At 69.1% G+C, this 15,694-nt stretch carries 12 protein-coding genes and 1 other annotated feature; of the genes, 7 read left to right on the forward strand and 5 right to left on the reverse strand.

All coding sequences use genetic code 11. The annotated features are described in order from the left end of the window. The first annotated feature begins 30 nt into the window (after positions 1-30). Positions 31-84: a sequence feature (sul1 is cis-regulatory element that is thought to sense ions involved in sulfur or methionine metabolism; They are found in Alphaproteobacteria), on the forward strand. A 32-nt stretch (positions 85-116) separates the two neighbouring features. From AC0CH8_RS03640 to lexA, 3 genes are all read left to right on the forward strand, one after another. Further along, positions 117-1,595 carry a SulP family inorganic anion transporter gene (locus tag AC0CH8_RS03640; protein WP_465238733.1) on the forward strand — a complete coding sequence of 493 codons (1,479 nt, stop codon included), beginning with the start codon at positions 117-119 and terminating at the stop codon, positions 1,593-1,595. Positions 1,596-1,634: 39 nt separating this feature from the next. After that, positions 1,635-2,816 (forward strand): molybdopterin molybdotransferase MoeA, encoded by a 1,182-nt coding sequence (locus AC0CH8_RS03645; RefSeq protein ID WP_465238734.1) that lies wholly within the window; start codon positions 1,635-1,637, stop codon positions 2,814-2,816. 74 nt (positions 2,817-2,890) lie between these two features. Next, on the forward strand, positions 2,891-3,562 hold the full coding sequence (gene lexA, locus AC0CH8_RS03650; protein WP_465238735.1) for a transcriptional repressor LexA: 672 nt from the start codon (positions 2,891-2,893) through the stop codon (positions 3,560-3,562). A gap of 277 nt (positions 3,563-3,839) precedes the next feature. On the opposite strand, the gene AC0CH8_RS03655 is transcribed toward lexA, so the two are convergent. Continuing rightward, complete coding sequence (locus tag AC0CH8_RS03655) at positions 3,840-5,852, reverse strand: ComEC/Rec2 family competence protein (protein ID WP_465238736.1); 2,013 nt, start codon at positions 5,850-5,852, stop codon at positions 3,840-3,842. 88 nt (positions 5,853-5,940) lie between these two features. Here AC0CH8_RS03655 and gltX point away from each other — a divergent pair, with 88 nt between their 5' ends. From gltX to AC0CH8_RS03670, 3 genes are read left to right on the forward strand one after another with little or no spacing between them, the layout of a single operon-like run. Then, positions 5,941-7,356 carry a glutamate--tRNA ligase gene (gltX, locus tag AC0CH8_RS03660; protein WP_465238737.1) on the forward strand — a complete coding sequence of 472 codons (1,416 nt, stop codon included), beginning with the start codon at positions 5,941-5,943 and terminating at the stop codon, positions 7,354-7,356. Between the two features lie 28 nt (positions 7,357-7,384). Beyond that, the gene (locus AC0CH8_RS03665) at positions 7,385-8,668 is read left to right on the forward strand and encodes a citrate synthase (protein WP_465238738.1); all 1,284 of its coding nucleotides are present in this window, start codon (positions 7,385-7,387) and stop codon (positions 8,666-8,668) included. A gap of 7 nt (positions 8,669-8,675) precedes the next feature. Then, a complete protein-coding gene (locus AC0CH8_RS03670) occupies positions 8,676-8,882 on the forward strand; it encodes a hypothetical protein (protein ID WP_204193860.1) in 207 nt (68 codons plus the stop codon). A 51-nt stretch (positions 8,883-8,933) separates the two neighbouring features. Here the strand turns inward: AC0CH8_RS03670 and AC0CH8_RS03675 are convergent, their stop codons facing one another. From AC0CH8_RS03675 to AC0CH8_RS03690, 4 genes are all read right to left on the reverse strand, one after another. Further along, entirely contained in the window at positions 8,934-10,268 is a 1,335-nt protein-coding gene (locus AC0CH8_RS03675; RefSeq protein ID WP_465238739.1) for a sensor histidine kinase, read from the reverse strand. After that, entirely contained in the window at positions 10,265-11,356 is a 1,092-nt protein-coding gene (locus AC0CH8_RS03680; protein ID WP_465238740.1) for a DUF2336 domain-containing protein, read from the reverse strand. Before AC0CH8_RS03680 ends, AC0CH8_RS03675 begins: the two co-directional genes overlap by 4 nt. A gap of 52 nt (positions 11,357-11,408) precedes the next feature. Continuing rightward, positions 11,409-12,590, reverse strand: a complete 1,182-nt coding sequence (locus AC0CH8_RS03685; RefSeq protein ID WP_465238741.1) for a hypothetical protein — start codon at positions 12,588-12,590, stop codon at positions 11,409-11,411. Between the two features lie 129 nt (positions 12,591-12,719). After that, positions 12,720-13,031 (reverse strand): Hpt domain-containing protein, encoded by a 312-nt coding sequence (locus tag AC0CH8_RS03690; protein WP_465238742.1) that lies wholly within the window; start codon positions 13,029-13,031, stop codon positions 12,720-12,722. A 197-nt stretch (positions 13,032-13,228) separates the two neighbouring features. Here AC0CH8_RS03690 and AC0CH8_RS03695 point away from each other — a divergent pair, with 197 nt between their 5' ends. Beyond that, complete coding sequence (locus AC0CH8_RS03695; protein WP_465238743.1) at positions 13,229-15,415, forward strand: coiled-coil domain-containing protein; 2,187 nt, start codon at positions 13,229-13,231, stop codon at positions 15,413-15,415. Positions 15,416-15,694: the final 279 nt, after the last annotated feature.

The following is a 15,694-nucleotide window of genomic DNA, read 5'->3' on the forward strand; positions in this document are numbered from 1 at the left end:
CCCCCCTCCCACGCCTAAAGCCCCGAACAAGACGGACCCGGCCCAGCCGGGTGGCTCGGCCCGGCGCCTATCCCCGGGACAGCGCGGCGACCCTGCCGCACACTCGGACTTTCCCCATGACCATAATCGCCACGCTTCGCCGCGACTGGCTGTCGAATCCGCGCGCGGACCTGCTCGCCGGCATCGTCGTCGCGCTCGCCCTGATCCCGGAGGCGATCGGATTTTCCGTCATCGCCGGCGTCGACCCGCGCGTCGGCCTCTACGCCTCCGTCGCGATCGCCACCGTCATCGCGTTCACCGGCGGTCGGCCCGGCATGATCTCCGCCGCCACGGCCGCCGTCGCGGTCGTCGTCGTGCCGCTGGTCCGCGACCACGGTGTCGAATACCTTTTCGCCGCGACGATCCTGATGGGCCTGATCCAGATGCTGGCCGGCCTCGCCCGGCTCGATCTGCTGATGCAGTTCGTCTCGCGCTCGGTCATCACCGGCTTCGTCAACGCGCTCGCGATCCTGATCTTCATGGCGCAGCTGCCGCAGCTGATCGGCCGCGGGTGGGAGACGTACGCGATGGTCGCGGCCGGGCTGGCGATCATCTACGTCCTGCCGCGCCTGACGAAAGCGGTCCCCTCCCCGCTCGTCGCGATCCTGGTGCTGGCGGCGATCGGAATCGGCCTCGACGTGCCCGTCACCACGGTCGGCGACATGGGCGCGCTGCCGCAGGGGCTGCCCAGCCTGCACCTTCCGCAGGTGCCGCTGACGCTCGACACGCTGCGCATCATCCTCCCCTATTCGCTGACGATGGCCGCGGTCGGCCTGCTCGAATCGCTGCTGACCGCGCAGATCGTCGACGACATGACCGACACCGACAGCGACAAGCGTCACGAGTGCGCCGGTCAGGGCACTGCCAACATCGCCGCCGCGCTCGTCGCCGGCATGGGCGGCTGCGCGATGATCGGGCAGTCGGTCATCAACGTCACGTCCGGCGGCCGCACCCGCCTGTCGACGCTGACCGCCGGCCTGTTCCTGCTGTTCCTGCTCGCGGTCCTCGGCCCCTTCGTCGGCCGCATCCCGATGCCGGCGCTCGTTGCCGTAATGGTCATGGTGTCGATCGGCACGTTCAGCTGGAACTCGATTCCCAATCTGCGCCGCCATCCGCCGACCTCCTCGGTCGTCATGCTCATCACGGTCGCGGTTGTCGTCCTTACCCGCGATCTCGCGCAGGGCGTGCTGGCGGGCGTGCTGCTGTCCGGCATCTTCTTCGCGAATAAGGTCCGCCGGATGTTCACAGTCGAGCGCACCCAGGACGGCACCGTCCCCACCTATGTCGTCACCGGCCAGATCTTCTTCGCCTCGGTCGACCGCTTCACGCGCGCCTTCCGCATGCCGGAGCCCGCCGCCCACGTCCTGATCGACGTCACCGCCGCGCATTTCTGGGATATCTCAGCCGTTGGCGCGCTCGACAAGGCCGTCGCCCGCCTGCGCCGCGACGGTGCGGAGGTGACGGTGATCGGCTATAACCGCGCCAGCGCCGATCTCGTCGACCGGTTCGCGCTCCACGACAAAACGGGAGTGGAGATGGGCGTCACTCCGCACTGACGCCTGTTCGCCGCGCAACCGGCGTGGCAAGGCACGCGCATGACGCTCGTTCCAGTCGCCGAAGCCCAGTCCCGCCTGTTCGCGCTGAAACCGCCGGTCGCGACGGAGGACGTGCCGCTCCCGCACGCCGCTGGCCGATGGGCCGCCGCCGACATCCTCGCCGCGCGGACCCAGCCAGTGGCGGACCTGTCGGCGATGGACGGCTATGCGATCCGCTTCGCCGACCTGCCCGGCCCCTGGACGGTGATCGGCGAAAGCGCCGCGGGCCGCCCCTTCGATGGGACAGTCGACGCTTATCAGGCCACGCGCATCTTCACCGGTGCGGCGATGCCTGCCGGTGCCGACACCGTGCTGATCCAGGAAGAGGCCGGCCGCGACGGCGACCGCCTGACGCTGACCGGCGAAGGCCCCGGTCACCTCGGCCGCAACACCCGCGCGCGCGGCCTCGACTTCCACACCGGCACCCGCCTCATCGCGACCGGCGACCGCCTGACCCCCGCGCGTATCGCCGTCGCTGCCACTGGAGGCCTCGCCACCCTGCCCGTCCGTCGCCGCATTCGCGTCGCGATAGCCGCGACCGGCGACGAACTCGTCCCTGCCGGAACGATGCCGGTCGGATCGCAACTGCCCGAATCGAACGGCGTCATGCTTGCGGCGATGCTCGCGGACCTGCCCGTCGACATCGTCGATCTCGGCATCCTGCCCGACCGGCTCGACGCCTTGCGGGACGCCTTCGCTGCGGTCCAGGCCGACCTGCTCGTCACCACCGGTGGCGCGTCGGTCGGCGACCACGATCTCGTCCGCCCCGCGCTGGAGGCGGCGGGCGGTACGATCGACTTCTGGCGGATAGCGCTGCGGCCCGGCAAGCCGATGATGGCCGGCCGCCTTGGCGATGCGGCGGTGCTCGGCCTGCCTGGCAATCCGGTGTCAGCCTTCGTCACCGCGACGTTGTTCGTCCGCCCGCTCATCGCGCATCTCGCCGGCGCACGCGATCCGCTGCCGCAGACCGGCACGGTGCTGCTGGGCGAGGACCTGCCCGCGAACGGCCCGCGCACCGACTATCTGCGGGCGGAAATTCGCGAAGGCCGTGCCTATGCCTCTACGATTCAGGACAGTTCGATGCTGCTGACGCTCGCGCGCTCGACCTGCCTCATCGTCCGGCCGACCGATGCACCGCCCGCAAAGGCCGGCGACTCGGCGCAAATCTTGGGGATCGCTTGACGGCAAGTTTTGCGTTCCATATAGGTTCCTCGTCTGTTCTGAAGGACAGCCGGGTTCCGACGGAGGGAAACGCGATGCTCACGCGCAAGCAGCACGAGCTGATCTGCTTCATCAACGATCGCCTCGCCGAGACGGGGGTGTCTCCCTCGTTCGAGGAGATGAAGGATGCACTCGACCTGAAGTCCAAATCGGGCGTTCACCGCCTGATCTCCGCGCTGGAGGAACGCCAGTTCATCCGCCGTCTCCCCAACCGCGCCCGCGCGCTGGAAGTGTTGCGCATGCCCGAGCGTGCCGACGCCAAGAAGGCACCAAAGACGAAGGCTCCGACGCCTCCACTTCCTCCACTTCGCCAGCCTGCGAACGACGTGGTCGAGATTCCCTTGCACGGCCGCATCGCCGCCGGTGTTCCGATCGAGGCGTTCGAAGGCTCCTCGATGCTCGCCGTTCCCGCCGCCTTGCTCGGCGCGGGCGAGCATTACGCGCTCGAAGTCGCCGGTGACTCGATGGTCGAGGCGGGTATCCTCGACGGCGACTATGCTCTCGTCCGCCGCACCGAAACCGCCCGCGACGGCGAGATCGTCGTGGCGCTGATCGAGGACGCCGAAGCGACGTTGAAGTATTTCCGCCGCGAAGGCGCGATGGTCCGCCTGGACCCCGCCAACCGCGCCTACGATCCGCAGCGCTACAGCCCGCAACAGGTCCGCATCCAGGGCAAGCTGTCCGGCATCCTCCGCCGCTACGACTGAAGCGGCGGGCGCTGTCCTACAGAGGGGAGCTGCGTTATAGCGGAAGAGTGAGCCGTCTGCGCCATTCTGCTCCCCTTCCCTCGGGGAGGGGCTGGGGGAGGGCCTCGCCGCAAGCGCGTCATTCAAGATATCGGACCGCCCAAAACGCCGCATTGGACTAACCTTAGCCTAACCTTCCAGCGGTCCGATCCCGCAAGGCACTGAAAACGCTCAACGTCGGAAACGACGGAACCCCGCCCCCGCATCCTCTTGCCCAGCCGCGAGAACCCACGGATGCTCATCCCCGGCCCGCCGTACCGTCGCCGTCCACCCCCCGCTCAGCCCGACGGCAACACCCCCGGTCCGCGCCAGCACATCCCGGTCCAGCCGCAACCACCGCGGCCGACACCCGACCGGCAAGCGCCGCTCGCTCACCACCACATCCGCCCCGGCGCACGCCGCGATCAGCGCCCTTACCGGCACCAGATATGCACTCCGCGTCATCACCACCCGCCGCCCGGCAACATCGACCGCACACAGGTCGGCACTGCACGCCGCCCCCGGCAAACCGTCGAGTGTCATCGGCGCACCCTTCACACCGCCATTCTCGCTCAGCACGTTCTGCATATACTCGCCCGCCCGCTCCCTCAGCAGCGCCATCGCCCCATATTCGGTCCGCACCGCCGCATGCCGCCCCGTCCCCGCTCACCAGCAGATCGGGCGCCGGCGTCATCGCCGCCCACAAGGAACCGACGGCCAGCGGCGCCAAACCCCAGCGCCGCCACCCCGTCCGCCACAGTGCAATCCACAGCCCGCCGACGACGATCAGCGCATACGCCGCGTCCGGCATGACGGGCCACGCCCGCACCGCCCCCGGAGCCGCCGCCACCATTTGCGCCAGCCACAGCAGCGCCCACAAAGCCCGCTCCACCAGCCACCACACCGGCGCACCCAGCCCCGCCACGTCCAGCAGCAACGCCAGCAGCTCCAACGGCATGACCACGAACGTCGTCCACGGGATGGCGACCATATTGGCCAACGCCCCGTACAATCCGGCACGATGGAAGTGATACACCGCGATCGGCATCAGCGCCGCCTCGACGACGATGCCGGTCATCAGCAGCAACACCGCACCCCGGCCCCATCGCCGCAGCAGGCCTTCCTCCCGCACCTCGGCGAAGCCACGCATCCACGGATGGTCGTGCAGCGCCACGATTGCGGTGATGGCGGCAAACGACAATTGGAAGCTCGCCCCGGCCAGCGACTCGGGCCACGCGACCAGCACCACGATCGCCCCCGCCGCCACCAGCCGCAGCGTCATCGCCTCCCGCCCCAGCGCCAGCGCCGCCAGCACCAGCAGCGCCGCCACGCACGACCGGATCGTCGGCACCTCCGCCCCCGTCAGCAGCGTATACCCGACCGCCGCCCCGGCCCCCACCGCAGCGGCGACGAGCGGCAGCCGCGCCCGCAATGCCAGGGCCGGCCAAAGCGCCAGCAGCCGCATCACGATCAGCATCGTCGCACCCACGACAGCAGTAATGTGCAACCCGCTCACCGACAACAGATGCGCCAGCCCCGCCGCGCGCATCGCCTCGGCATCCTCCTCCGCGATCGAGCCGACATCGCCCGTCGCCAGCGCCGCCGCCACGCCGCCGGCACTCCCCGCCACCCGCTCGGTGATGTGCCGCGTCAGCGTCGCCCGCAGCCCCAGCTCGACATCACCCGGCGACACGATCCGCACCGGTGCGAAGCCCCGCCCTGTCGCCCCAACCCCGGCGAACCACGCCGCGCGGGCATAGCTGTACGCCCCCGGCACCGCCGCATCCGGCGGCGGCAGCAGCCTCGCCCGCAATCGGATAACCGCCCGCCGCGTCAGGCCCGCCGGCACATCCGCTTCAGCAAGATTAACCCGCACCCGCCGCGGCAGCGCCGGCGCATCGATCGGCGCCAGCGTCAGCCGCACCAGTTCACGTGCCACCAGCGGCTCGACCCGCTCGACGCGGGCGTCGAACGCCGCCACCGCCGGCCGCGCCAGCACTGGTGCCGCCACCCGCTCCGCCCGCCACCATATCAGCGCCAGCCCAACCGCCATCGCCAGCGCGCCGACCGCGACCGCCCTGCTCGCCCTGCCGCCGCGACCCAACGCTGCCGCGAGGCACGCCGTCGCCGTCAGTGCCAGCAGCACCGCCGTCCACTCGCTCCGCCGAAGCAGTACGAACCACGCCGCCACCCCCGCCCCGAGCATCACTGGCAGCCACAACACCAGCTGGTCGCGCTCGGCCTCCAGCAACGTTTCCAGCCTATGTTGCACAGCCGCAATTTGTCGCCGCGCGGGGTGCGTGCTAGGGGCTGCGGCGGCTGAACTGGCCATTCGATCCACAGTCTGGGAGCACGCGCGCTTGAGCGCAACATCCGTTCCGGGCAGCACGCCCGAACCCACCTCCGTCGTCACGCGGTTCGCGCCTTCGCCGACCGGATTCCTGCATTTGGGCGGTGCGCGCACCGCGCTGTTCAATTGGCTGTTCGCGCGTCACAATGGCGGCCAGTTTCTGCTTCGGATCGAGGATACCGACCGCGCCCGCTCGACGCAGCCGGCGATCGATGCGATTTTAGCAGGCATGCGCTGGCTGGGGCTCGATTGGGACGGCGATGCCGTGTTCCAGTTCGCCCGCTCCGATCGTCATGCCGAAGTCGCGCATGCAATGGTCGCGAACGGCCACGCCTACCGCTGCTGGATGACGCAGGAGGAAATCGCCGCCCAGCGCGAGGCGGCGCAGGCCGCGAAGAAGCCGCTCCGCATCCGCAGCCCGTGGCGCGATCGTATCGACGGCCCGGCGGACCAGCCCTTCGTCGTGCGTTTGCGCGCACCGCAGGAGGGGTCGGTGACGATCGAGGATCGCGTGCAGGGCGCGGTGACGGTGAAGAACGCCGAACTCGACGACCTCGTCCTGCTGCGCTCGGACGGTACGCCGACCTACATGCTTGCGGTCGTGGTCGACGATCACGACATGGGGGTGACCCATGTCATCCGCGGCGACGATCACCTCAACAACGCCTTTCGCCAATTGCCGATCTACCGGGCGAACGGCTGGCCGGAGCCGGTCTATGCGCACATCCCGCTGATCCACGGCTCAGACGGCGCGAAGCTGTCGAAGCGCCACGGTGCGGTCGGGATCGAAGCGTATCGCGACGAACTCGGTATCCTGCCTGAGGCGCTCGACAATTACCTGCTCCGCCTCGGCTGGGGTCACGGCGACGCGGAGATTATCGCGCGGGACGAGGCGGTGAAGTGGTTCGACCTTGCCGCCGTCGGTAAAAGTCCTTCCCGCTTTGACCTGAAGAAGCTCGAACATCTGAATGGCCACTATATCCGCGAAGCCGACGACGCCCGTCTTGCCAGCCTCGTCGCGGCCCGGATGACCGGGGCCGACGAAGCCCGCCTGACCACCGCGATGCCGGCGTTGAAGCCCCGCGCGGCCAACCTCAACGAGCTGGCGGACGGCGCGCAGTTCCTCATCGCCGTTCGGCCACTCACGATCGACGAGGCGGCGGCCCCGCTCCTCGCGGGAGACGCACCGGCTATCCTGGCGGAGGTTCATGCGGCGCTTGACGCGCTCGACGGCTGGGATACGGACGGAATCGAAGCTGCGGTACGGCGGGTCGCCGACGCGCGGGGCTTGAAGCTCGGCCAGGTCGCGCAACCCCTTCGCGCCGCGCTGACCGGACGACGCACGTCGCCCGGGATCTTCGATGTCGTCGCGCTGCTCGGGCGCGAGGAAAGCCTGGGTCGCATCGCCGACCACATGGCCAGCTAAGAATACCAGCTAGAACAAGGATGGTGGAATGACCGACGCCGCGAAGCTCTCCCTCGGCTCCAAGCAGCTCGATTATCCGGTCATGTCCGGGACGATCGGGCCCGATGTGATCGACATTCGCAAGCTGTACGCGCAGACGGACGCCTTCACCTACGATCCGGGGTTCACCTCGACCGCATCGTGCCAGTCGACGCTTACCTATATCGACGGCGATCAGGGTGTTCTGCTCCACCGCGGCTACCCGATCGGCGAATTGGCCGAACAGTCGAGCTTCATGGAGGTGTCGTACCTGCTCCTGAACGGCGAACTGCCGTCCAAACAGGAGCTGGAGAATTTCTCGACCACGATCACGCGCCACACGATGGTGCATGAACAGCTTGCGACGTTCTTCCGCGGGTTCCGGCGCGATGCGCATCCGATGGCGATCCTGTGCGGCGTCGTTGGGGCGCTGTCGGCCTTTTATCACGACTCCACCGACATCCACGATCCGGCGCAGCGCGTCATCGCATCGCACCGCCTGATCGCCAAGATGCCGACGATCGCGGCGATGGCGTACAAGTACAGCGTCGGGCAGCCGTTCCTGTATCCCGACAACTCGCTCAGCTACACGGGCAACTTCCTGCGCATGACGTTCGGTGTCCCGGCCGAGCCCTATGTCGTCAATCCGGTAATCGAGAAGGCGCTGGACCGCATCTTCATCCTGCACGCCGATCACGAGCAGAACGCGTCGACCTCGACCGTCCGTCTCGCGGGATCGTCCGGTGCGAACCCGTTCGCCTGCATCGCAGCGGGCATCGCCTGCCTGTGGGGACCGGCGCATGGCGGCGCGAACGAAGCGGCGCTTAACATGCTGCGGGAGATCGGAACGCCCGATCGCATCCCGGAATATATCGCCCGCGCCAAGGACAAGAACGACCCGTTCCGCCTGATGGGCTTCGGCCACCGCGTGTACAAGAACTACGATCCGCGCGCGACGGTGATGCAGAAGACGGTGCGCGAGGTGTTCGCCGAACTGAAGGTCACCGACCCGCTGTTCGACGTGGCGTTGCAGCTGGAGGAGATCGCGCTGAACGATCCCTATTTCGTCGAAAAGAAGCTGTTCCCGAACGTCGACTTCTACTCGGGCGTCATCCTGTCGGCGATCGGCTTCCCGACGTCGATGTTCACCGTGTTGTTCGCGCTCGCCCGCACCGTTGGCTGGGTCGCGCAATGGAACGAGATGATTACCGATCCCGACCAGAAGATCGGCCGTCCGCGCCAGCTCTATACCGGGCCGACGCAGCGCAGCTACGTTCCCGTCACGGAACGCTGAGCCGATCATGCGGCCCCTGCGCGCGATCCTCCTGATCCTCGGCGTCCTCGCGACGCTCATGGGTTTGCTCTGGATCGGCCAGGGGCTGGGTTACATCCGGTGGCCCGCCTCCAGCTTCATGCTCCAGCAGCGCGTCTGGGCGGACTACGGTGCGGCGCTCGCCGTGGCGGGCTTGCTGATGCTGCTGGTGGCGCGGCGTCTTCCCAGGCGCTGAACGAAAATCCCATCCTCAAGGAGCGGAGGATCTGAGCGACTCACGAGCCGCCTACAACTCCGCCGGCAACGACAGCGTGAACTGCGCACCTTCGCCCGGTACGCTAGCCACGGTCAGGTCGCCGCCCATCGCCCGTGCCAGCCGACGCGCGATGAACAGGCCCAACCCGTTGCCGCCCGGCTCGGTCGGATCGACCCGTTCGAACTTATCGAAGATGCGCGCCTGATCCTCGGGGGCGATCCCTTTGCCCGCATCGATCACGGTCACTTGCGCCCGGTCGCCGACCATCGCCGTTTCGACCCGCACATTGCCGCCACTGTCTGTGTAGCGGACGGCATTGCCGACCAGATTTACCAGGATCTGCAACGCACGCCGGAAATCGCCCAGGGCAGGAACCGTGTCGTCGAAGCGGGGCCGGTCGATCGTCACGCCCGCCATATCTGCCCGCACCGTCAGCAGGCCCGCCGCACGTCGTGCGACATCGGCAAGATCGATCGATTCTATCGTCGGCCGAAACTCCGCCCGCTCGATCGCCTGAAGGTCGACCAGATCGTCCACCAACGACAACAGGTGCCGCCCCGCACTGGCTATATCGGCGGCATAATCGGCATAGCCCGGCGTGATCGGCCCGTCCGCCTGCGCGTGGATGCTGTCCGCATTCGCCACGATCCGCGCCAGTGGTCCACGCAGCGCACGGTCCAGCCCCTGCGTGAAGCTGGCCGGCAGCGTCTCTTCGACGTCTACCGCCACAGGCTCCTCACGCTCCGCCACCGATCCGACCAGCCCCGCAAACTCGCCGAGCGCATCGACCCGCGGCCGCGCTGACAAGACCACCGACCGCCCGTTCGGCTTCAACACCGCCGCCTGTCCCTTCAGCACGCGCCGACGCGCCAGCGCATCGAGGATCGGCATCGCGCCATCCGCATTCTCCGCGAAGCCGAACAATGCCGACAGCGGCTTGCCGAGCAGCCCCAGAGGATCGAACCCGTAGAGTGTCCCCGCGTCCAGCGACACGAAGGTCAGCCGCAACGTCGCGTCCGTCTCCCACCGCCAACGGCCGTCGCCGGGCACAGCATCCGGCACGTCGTCGATCGGTGCCCAGGCCGGCGTCTCCCCCCAGCCACTGGCGGCGAGGCGGACCTGCCCGCCCTCCGGCTGCGCGCGCACCCAAAGCGCAACATCGCTTTCATCGTCCGCGACGATCACGCGCCGCGCGACGACGATCCCCAGCCGCCGCGCCAGCCGAGCCACCGTCGCCAACTGCGGGACGGCCAGCATATGCCCCTCCGCGCCCCCCGCGCGGCGATTGAGCGAGGCGATGGCGGGGTCGGCGGATACCAGCAGCCCATCGAGATCGATCACGGCGTGCGCGACGGCCGCGGTCATCCGCCCTGCCCCTTCAACGCACGAATCGCGTCACGATAATCACGGTGCAGCGTCAGCGACGCCAGCGCCGCGCGGGCGTCGCCAACCAAAACCGCGGCGATGGCGTCGAGATCGTCCGCAAAGGCCTCGATATCGCGCGTCGGATCGGCATCGGTGAGAGCCAGCGCGATCTTGGCGATCGTCGCCCGGTCGAGATCGATCGCGCGGCACGCCAGCCACAGCCGATCGCCCGCCGGCTCCAGCGTGACGGTGCGTGCCTGATCCGTCGGCCAGTCGAGCGCCTGCGCCAGCAGCGCCACGAACAGCCGCAGACGTCGATCGCCCAGCGTTTCGACCAGCAGCTCGGGCAGTTCGCTCCGCCGCGGCGCGATCGCCGCCGCCAGTCGCGATGCGATCGCCTCAACCCGGTCGGTCTCGTCATGCGCGCTGAGGCTGCGCTCGGCCGAAGCGACGATCGCGCGATCCACATCCGCATCGGCATCGGCATCGCCCCGGATCGCCGCTGCGGTCCACCAGACCAGACGCCGATGCAGTTCGACGGGCAGATCGCCGTCGATCCCCGCCCCGCTCTCATTCGCATCCCGCCGGCGATTATCCGCTGCCAGCAGAGCCGCCGCCGCCGCCGCCACGACGCGGTCGGGCGCATTCGCCAGCCGCACCAGCAGGCTTGGCGCGTCCGGCCCCGTTACCACCACGGGCAATGCCGCCTCGATCAGGTCGAGACGCACGCGAGCGATCATCTCGCTCATCAGATCGGCGTCTTTCAGAACGCCCGCGCGCATCAGCCGCCCGAACACGTCGGGGGATCGCGTCAGCACCGTTTCCGCTTTGTCAGGTCGTTCCTCGTCGGCCAGCAGCCGCGCCGCATGACGGCGGATGTCGGCCTCCACCCCTGCAACGACACCTCGCATCGTCGCGGCCAGTGCGGCGCGCGTGCGATCATCCAGCCGCGTTTCATTGCTCAGGAAGAAGTCGGCGATCGCCCCGCTCAGTTCCACATCCGCCCGCTCGCCGACCCGCGCAGCCCGCGCCGCGACCGCATCGCGGTCCCAGGCGGGGACAGTGTCCGAGGGCGGTGATGGCGACATGGCGCGATGTCTAGCGCCAACGTCGTTAATGAGGGCCTAAGCCTGCCGGGCGCTAAGCCTTTTCGCGCAGCGACTCGACCGCCGCGGTCAGCGTCGCCGCCGCATAGGTCGCCGCCAGACCCAGCCCCGCTACCGGCCAGCCGATCACCGCACCCAGCGTGGCGGCGAGCAGGTAAGCGGGCGGCCCGCCCCACCAGCGCCGCCGCCGATCGCGCCGGATCGCCCGCTCCGCCAGCCCGCCGAGGAACAGCAGCCCCCCGGCCAGCAACGGCGCGACCCCGCCGCCGCTCCCAACGACCACGCCCGCCACCGCGAACGCCAGCGCGGGTAAGGTCAGGGTGCCGAGCCGCCCCACCTGCGCCAGCCGCTCCTCGTCCCTGAGCGCCGCCAGCACACGCGCGACGCCCAGCGCCAGCACGCCGACCAGCACCAGCGCCAGCCCCAGCCACCCGGGCCCGAACGCTTCCGTCGCCAGCCCCGTAAGTCCGACCGCTACGCCACCGCCCACGACGGCTTCGGTCGCGATGTGGCGGTCGAGCAGCTTCGGCGTCACCGACCGGGCGATCGGCCCGAGGATCGCGGCGTTGAACCAGTCTCGCCGGTCCGCCACCGTCGCGGCCAGCACCATGCGTCCACGCAAAGCGAAGGCGACGGCGCTGTGTTCCAGCCCGTGGCCGTCCCGCACATCCTCCAATGCCAGCGGCACATGCACGGCCTGCGCCTGTTCGGCGAGGCGCAGAATGCTGGATTGCAAGGCATAGTCGTTCGGCAGGGCGGCGACCTCCGCGATCCGGCGCGGATCGATGCGACCGACGCCGCCCCACGCAAGCTGTCCGCCTAACCGCTCGTAATCGGGTCCTGCGGTGTCCGTCGGCAGCACCAGCAACGCGTCGCCGCCCGTGTCGCTCTTGGCAAAACCGTCGATCAGCCCCTGCGTCGTGATAAGCCCGTCGGCGACCATCACGATCGTCGACAGCGGATGCAGGCGCGCCTGCGCCTCCACCGCCGACCGCACCGTATCGACAACGATGCCGCGCTTGCCGATGCGCCCCAATGCACCGATAAGTTCGGGTGTCAGCCGGCCGACCGACACGATGATCTGCGCCGCGCCCGCCGCGATCAGCAGCCGCGCCTGATATTCGATCACCGTCCCGCCGCCGAACGGCAGCGTCGCGATCAGCGTCCCCGGGCGGTCGAGCGCCTCGAGTTCGGCAAAAAGAAGCCCCGCAAGCATCGTGGGGCTGATAGGGACCGGGCGGCGAGGGTCAACCGCCCTTCTGTTGCTGGCGGCGTGTCCGGTGCGGCAGAGGCGCCAGCGTGCCCCGCGAGGCTCAGCGCTTGGGAGAACACCCTCCCCGAACCTCTAAATCGCCCCTTCACCGTCCAGCCGCGCCACGGCACGCTTGAGCTTGGACAGCATCACCGCATCCCCGACGCGCCCGTCGGCCGCGGTCGCCGCCAGCGCCATCAGGCGCACCGCGCCGAAACTCGCCGCCAGCCCCTTCAGCCGCGTTGCCCCCGTCCGCCAGCCGTCGACCTCCGTCGCAGATGCCATTTGCGCCAGCGCCTTGACCGCACTCTCGACGAACGCGACGCGCAATTCGGCGATCAGGCCGGGTTCGTCGCCGACTGCCGCGGCCAGGGTCGCATCGATTGCTCCGGGATCATAAGCCATGTCCCCGGTGCTACGCTGCGTTCGTTAACGACCGGTTGCCGCACGAGGCTGGCCGTGGCGTGGAAAAATGCTAAGCAAGGCCAAATCCATCGGCGACCAAGGGGGATACGCTGGGCAATCACGATCTCTGGCCGACCGCCGATACGGCGTCCGATTACCGCCGCTCAGACTATGAGGTCGAGCCGCAGGAGGAGGACGTGCTCGATCTGGTGGAGGCGGACATCGTCGCACCGCGCGCCGGATGGCTGCTGCCGACGCTCGCGATCCTGCTGTCGCTCGCGTGGGTTGGCGGGATGCTGGCGCTGACGTGGGATTCTTTGGCGACGCTCCGGCCGGTCGAGCTGGTGCAGTTCGTTGCGGCACTCGCCACCGTGCCCGCGCTGATCGGCATCGTCTGGCTCCTCGCGCAGCGGAGCAGCCGGGCGGAGGCACGCCGGTTCGCGTTGACCGCCCGCGCGATGCGCAGCGAGGCGCAGGCGCTGGAGCGTCGCATCCACGCGTTGTCGCAGTCGCTTCACCTGCAACGCGAACAGATCGCCCACCAGCTTTCGACGCTGGCGTCGGTCGGCGACGTGGCGGCGGACCGGCTGGAGTCGGTCGGGCGTGGACTGTCGACGGAGGTCGACGCCGCCCGCGCCCACGCCGCAACCCTTGCCACCGCGGCCGAGCGCGCCCGCGCGACGGTCGGCGAACTGCTCGCCGCCATGCCCGCGGCACAGGCCGATAGCGAAGAAGTCGGCCGCCGCATCGAGCAGGCCGGGCTGGGTGCCGCCGCGCACGTCGCCGCGCTCGATGCGCAGCTTTCCGCACTGACCGACCGCGCCCGCGAAGCCGACACGCTGTCGACCACCGCCGTCGCGTCGCTGGCCGGCCACCTTCAGCGGATCGGCGACAGCGGCCACACGGCCGGGTCGAAGCTGGAACAGGTCGCCGCGGCGATGGCGGAGACGGTGGAGGTGCTCGCCACCCGCGCCGCCGCAACGATGGAACGCTCGCGCGCGGATTTGGCGGATCAAGGCGATTCGATGCTCGGCCTCGTCGATCAGCGTCAGGCCGCGCTCCACGCCGCCGCGCACGACAGCGTCAGCGCACTGGGCGAGCGGGTCGGCGCGATCGACGCCGCGATCGAACTCATCGCCAACCGCCTGCACCAGCAACACGGCGCCAGCGACGTACTGGTCGGCGGCCTCCACGACGGCATCGCGGCGGTCGAACAGCGGCTGGACGCGCTGCACGCGACCGGCGTCGACCGGACGCAGCATTTGGCGGCATCGATCAGCGCGCTCGGCGGCTCCGCGGATGCGATGACGGAGGCGCTGAAGACCGGCGACGCGATGGCGATGAAGACGATCGGCACGACCGAGGCGCTGCTGCTCGCGCTCGACGCCGCCGCGCGCGAGATCGACGAGACGCTGCCGGAGGCGCTCAACCGCCTCGACGAGCGCATCGACGGCAGCCGCAAGGTCGTCGGCCAGGCCAAGCCCGAACTGCTCGCGCTGGTCACCGCCGCGGAAAGCACGCACGACGCGATCGAGGCGATCGCCGCCGTCATCCAGGATCAGCGCAAGACGCTCGACCAGCTATCGATGGCACTGCTCGACACGCTGGAGAACGGCCGCGACAAGGCGGACGCGCTTGGTGCGATGGTGGACGAGACGATCGGCCGCACCAATCGCTTCGCCGACGAGGCCGCACCCCGCCTGCTGGAGGCGCTGACCCGCGTCCGCGAAACCGCGCAGATCGCTGCCGATCGCGCGCGCGAGACGCTGGCGCAGGTCATCCCCGAAGCCGCCGCCGCGCTGGAGGACTCGGCTGGCGACGCGATGCGCCGGGCGACGACCAACACCGTCGAGCGTCAGGTCGATGCCCTCGCCGAGGCGACGCGCGGAGCCGTCACCGCCGCGACGGGAGCGACCGAGCGCCTGGCTGCTCACGTCCAGCGCATCGCCGAGCAGACCGCATTGGTCGAGGCGCGACTGGAGGAGGCGCGCGAGGTGCAGGAACAGGCCGACAGCGCCACGCTGTCGCGCCGCGTCTCGCTGCTGATCGAGGCGCTGAACTCCGCCTCGATCGACATCGCCAAGGTCTTTGGCCGTGACGTATCGGACAGTGCGTGGGCGGCTTATCTGAAGGGGGATCGCGGCGTCTTCACCCGCCGCGCCGTCCGCCTGCTGGAGGGTAGCGAACTCGCCCGCGTCGCGCGCCTGTACGACGACGACGCGATATTCCGCGACAACGTCAACCGCTACATCCACGATTTCGAGGCGATGCTGCGCGGCATCCTGACGCAACGCGACGGATCGCCGCTGGCGGTGACCTTGCTGTCGTCGGACATGGGCAAGCTCTACGTCGCCCTCGCCCAGGCCATCGAACGGCTGCGCTAACCGATTTCCTCGCGCTGCGAAGGACTGTTCTTCTCGATCTCGCTCAAAGGATCGCTGCGAAACCGCCGCCGCGCAGAGGTTCATCGTATCCTCTGAGATCGTGCGGTAGTCGGGGTTGCTAGGCGAACGCGCTTCTGTCTTCGCGCTTGGCCAGCATGGTTACCTGGCGCGGTTGACGGGTAAGGTCGACTGGACGACGCTGAGAATGGTGCTGTGAGGTTTGCGGCCGTACCTGCGTTCAGCCTCGTTACTGATGCTGAAGGTCTTTGCCGCAAGCGA

The organism is Sphingomonas sp. AC435 (assembly GCF_979253005.1).

Excerpts from the sequence above, each read along its gene's own strand:
- AC0CH8_RS03665 (WP_465238738.1), top strand. The coding sequence starts at position 7,385 with ATGACCGACGCCGCGAAGCTCTCCCTCGGCTCCAAGCAGCTCGATTAT.
- AC0CH8_RS03690 (WP_465238742.1), bottom strand. The coding sequence starts at position 13,031 with ATGGCTTATGATCCCGGAGCAATCGATGCGACCCTGGCCGCGGCAGTC.
- AC0CH8_RS03675 (WP_465238739.1), bottom strand. The coding sequence starts at position 10,268 with ATGACCGCGGCCGTCGCGCACGCCGTGATCGATCTCGATGGGCTGCTG.
- AC0CH8_RS03670 (WP_204193860.1), top strand. The coding sequence starts at position 8,676 with ATGCGGCCCCTGCGCGCGATCCTCCTGATCCTCGGCGTCCTCGCGACG.
- AC0CH8_RS03640 (WP_465238733.1), top strand. The coding sequence starts at position 117 with ATGACCATAATCGCCACGCTTCGCCGCGACTGGCTGTCGAATCCGCGC.
- AC0CH8_RS03645 (WP_465238734.1), top strand. The coding sequence starts at position 1,635 with ATGACGCTCGTTCCAGTCGCCGAAGCCCAGTCCCGCCTGTTCGCGCTG.
- lexA (WP_465238735.1), top strand. The coding sequence starts at position 2,891 with ATGCTCACGCGCAAGCAGCACGAGCTGATCTGCTTCATCAACGATCGC.
- AC0CH8_RS03685 (WP_465238741.1), bottom strand. The coding sequence starts at position 12,590 with ATGCTTGCGGGGCTTCTTTTTGCCGAACTCGAGGCGCTCGACCGCCCG.
- AC0CH8_RS03680 (WP_465238740.1), bottom strand. The coding sequence starts at position 11,356 with ATGTCGCCATCACCGCCCTCGGACACTGTCCCCGCCTGGGACCGCGAT.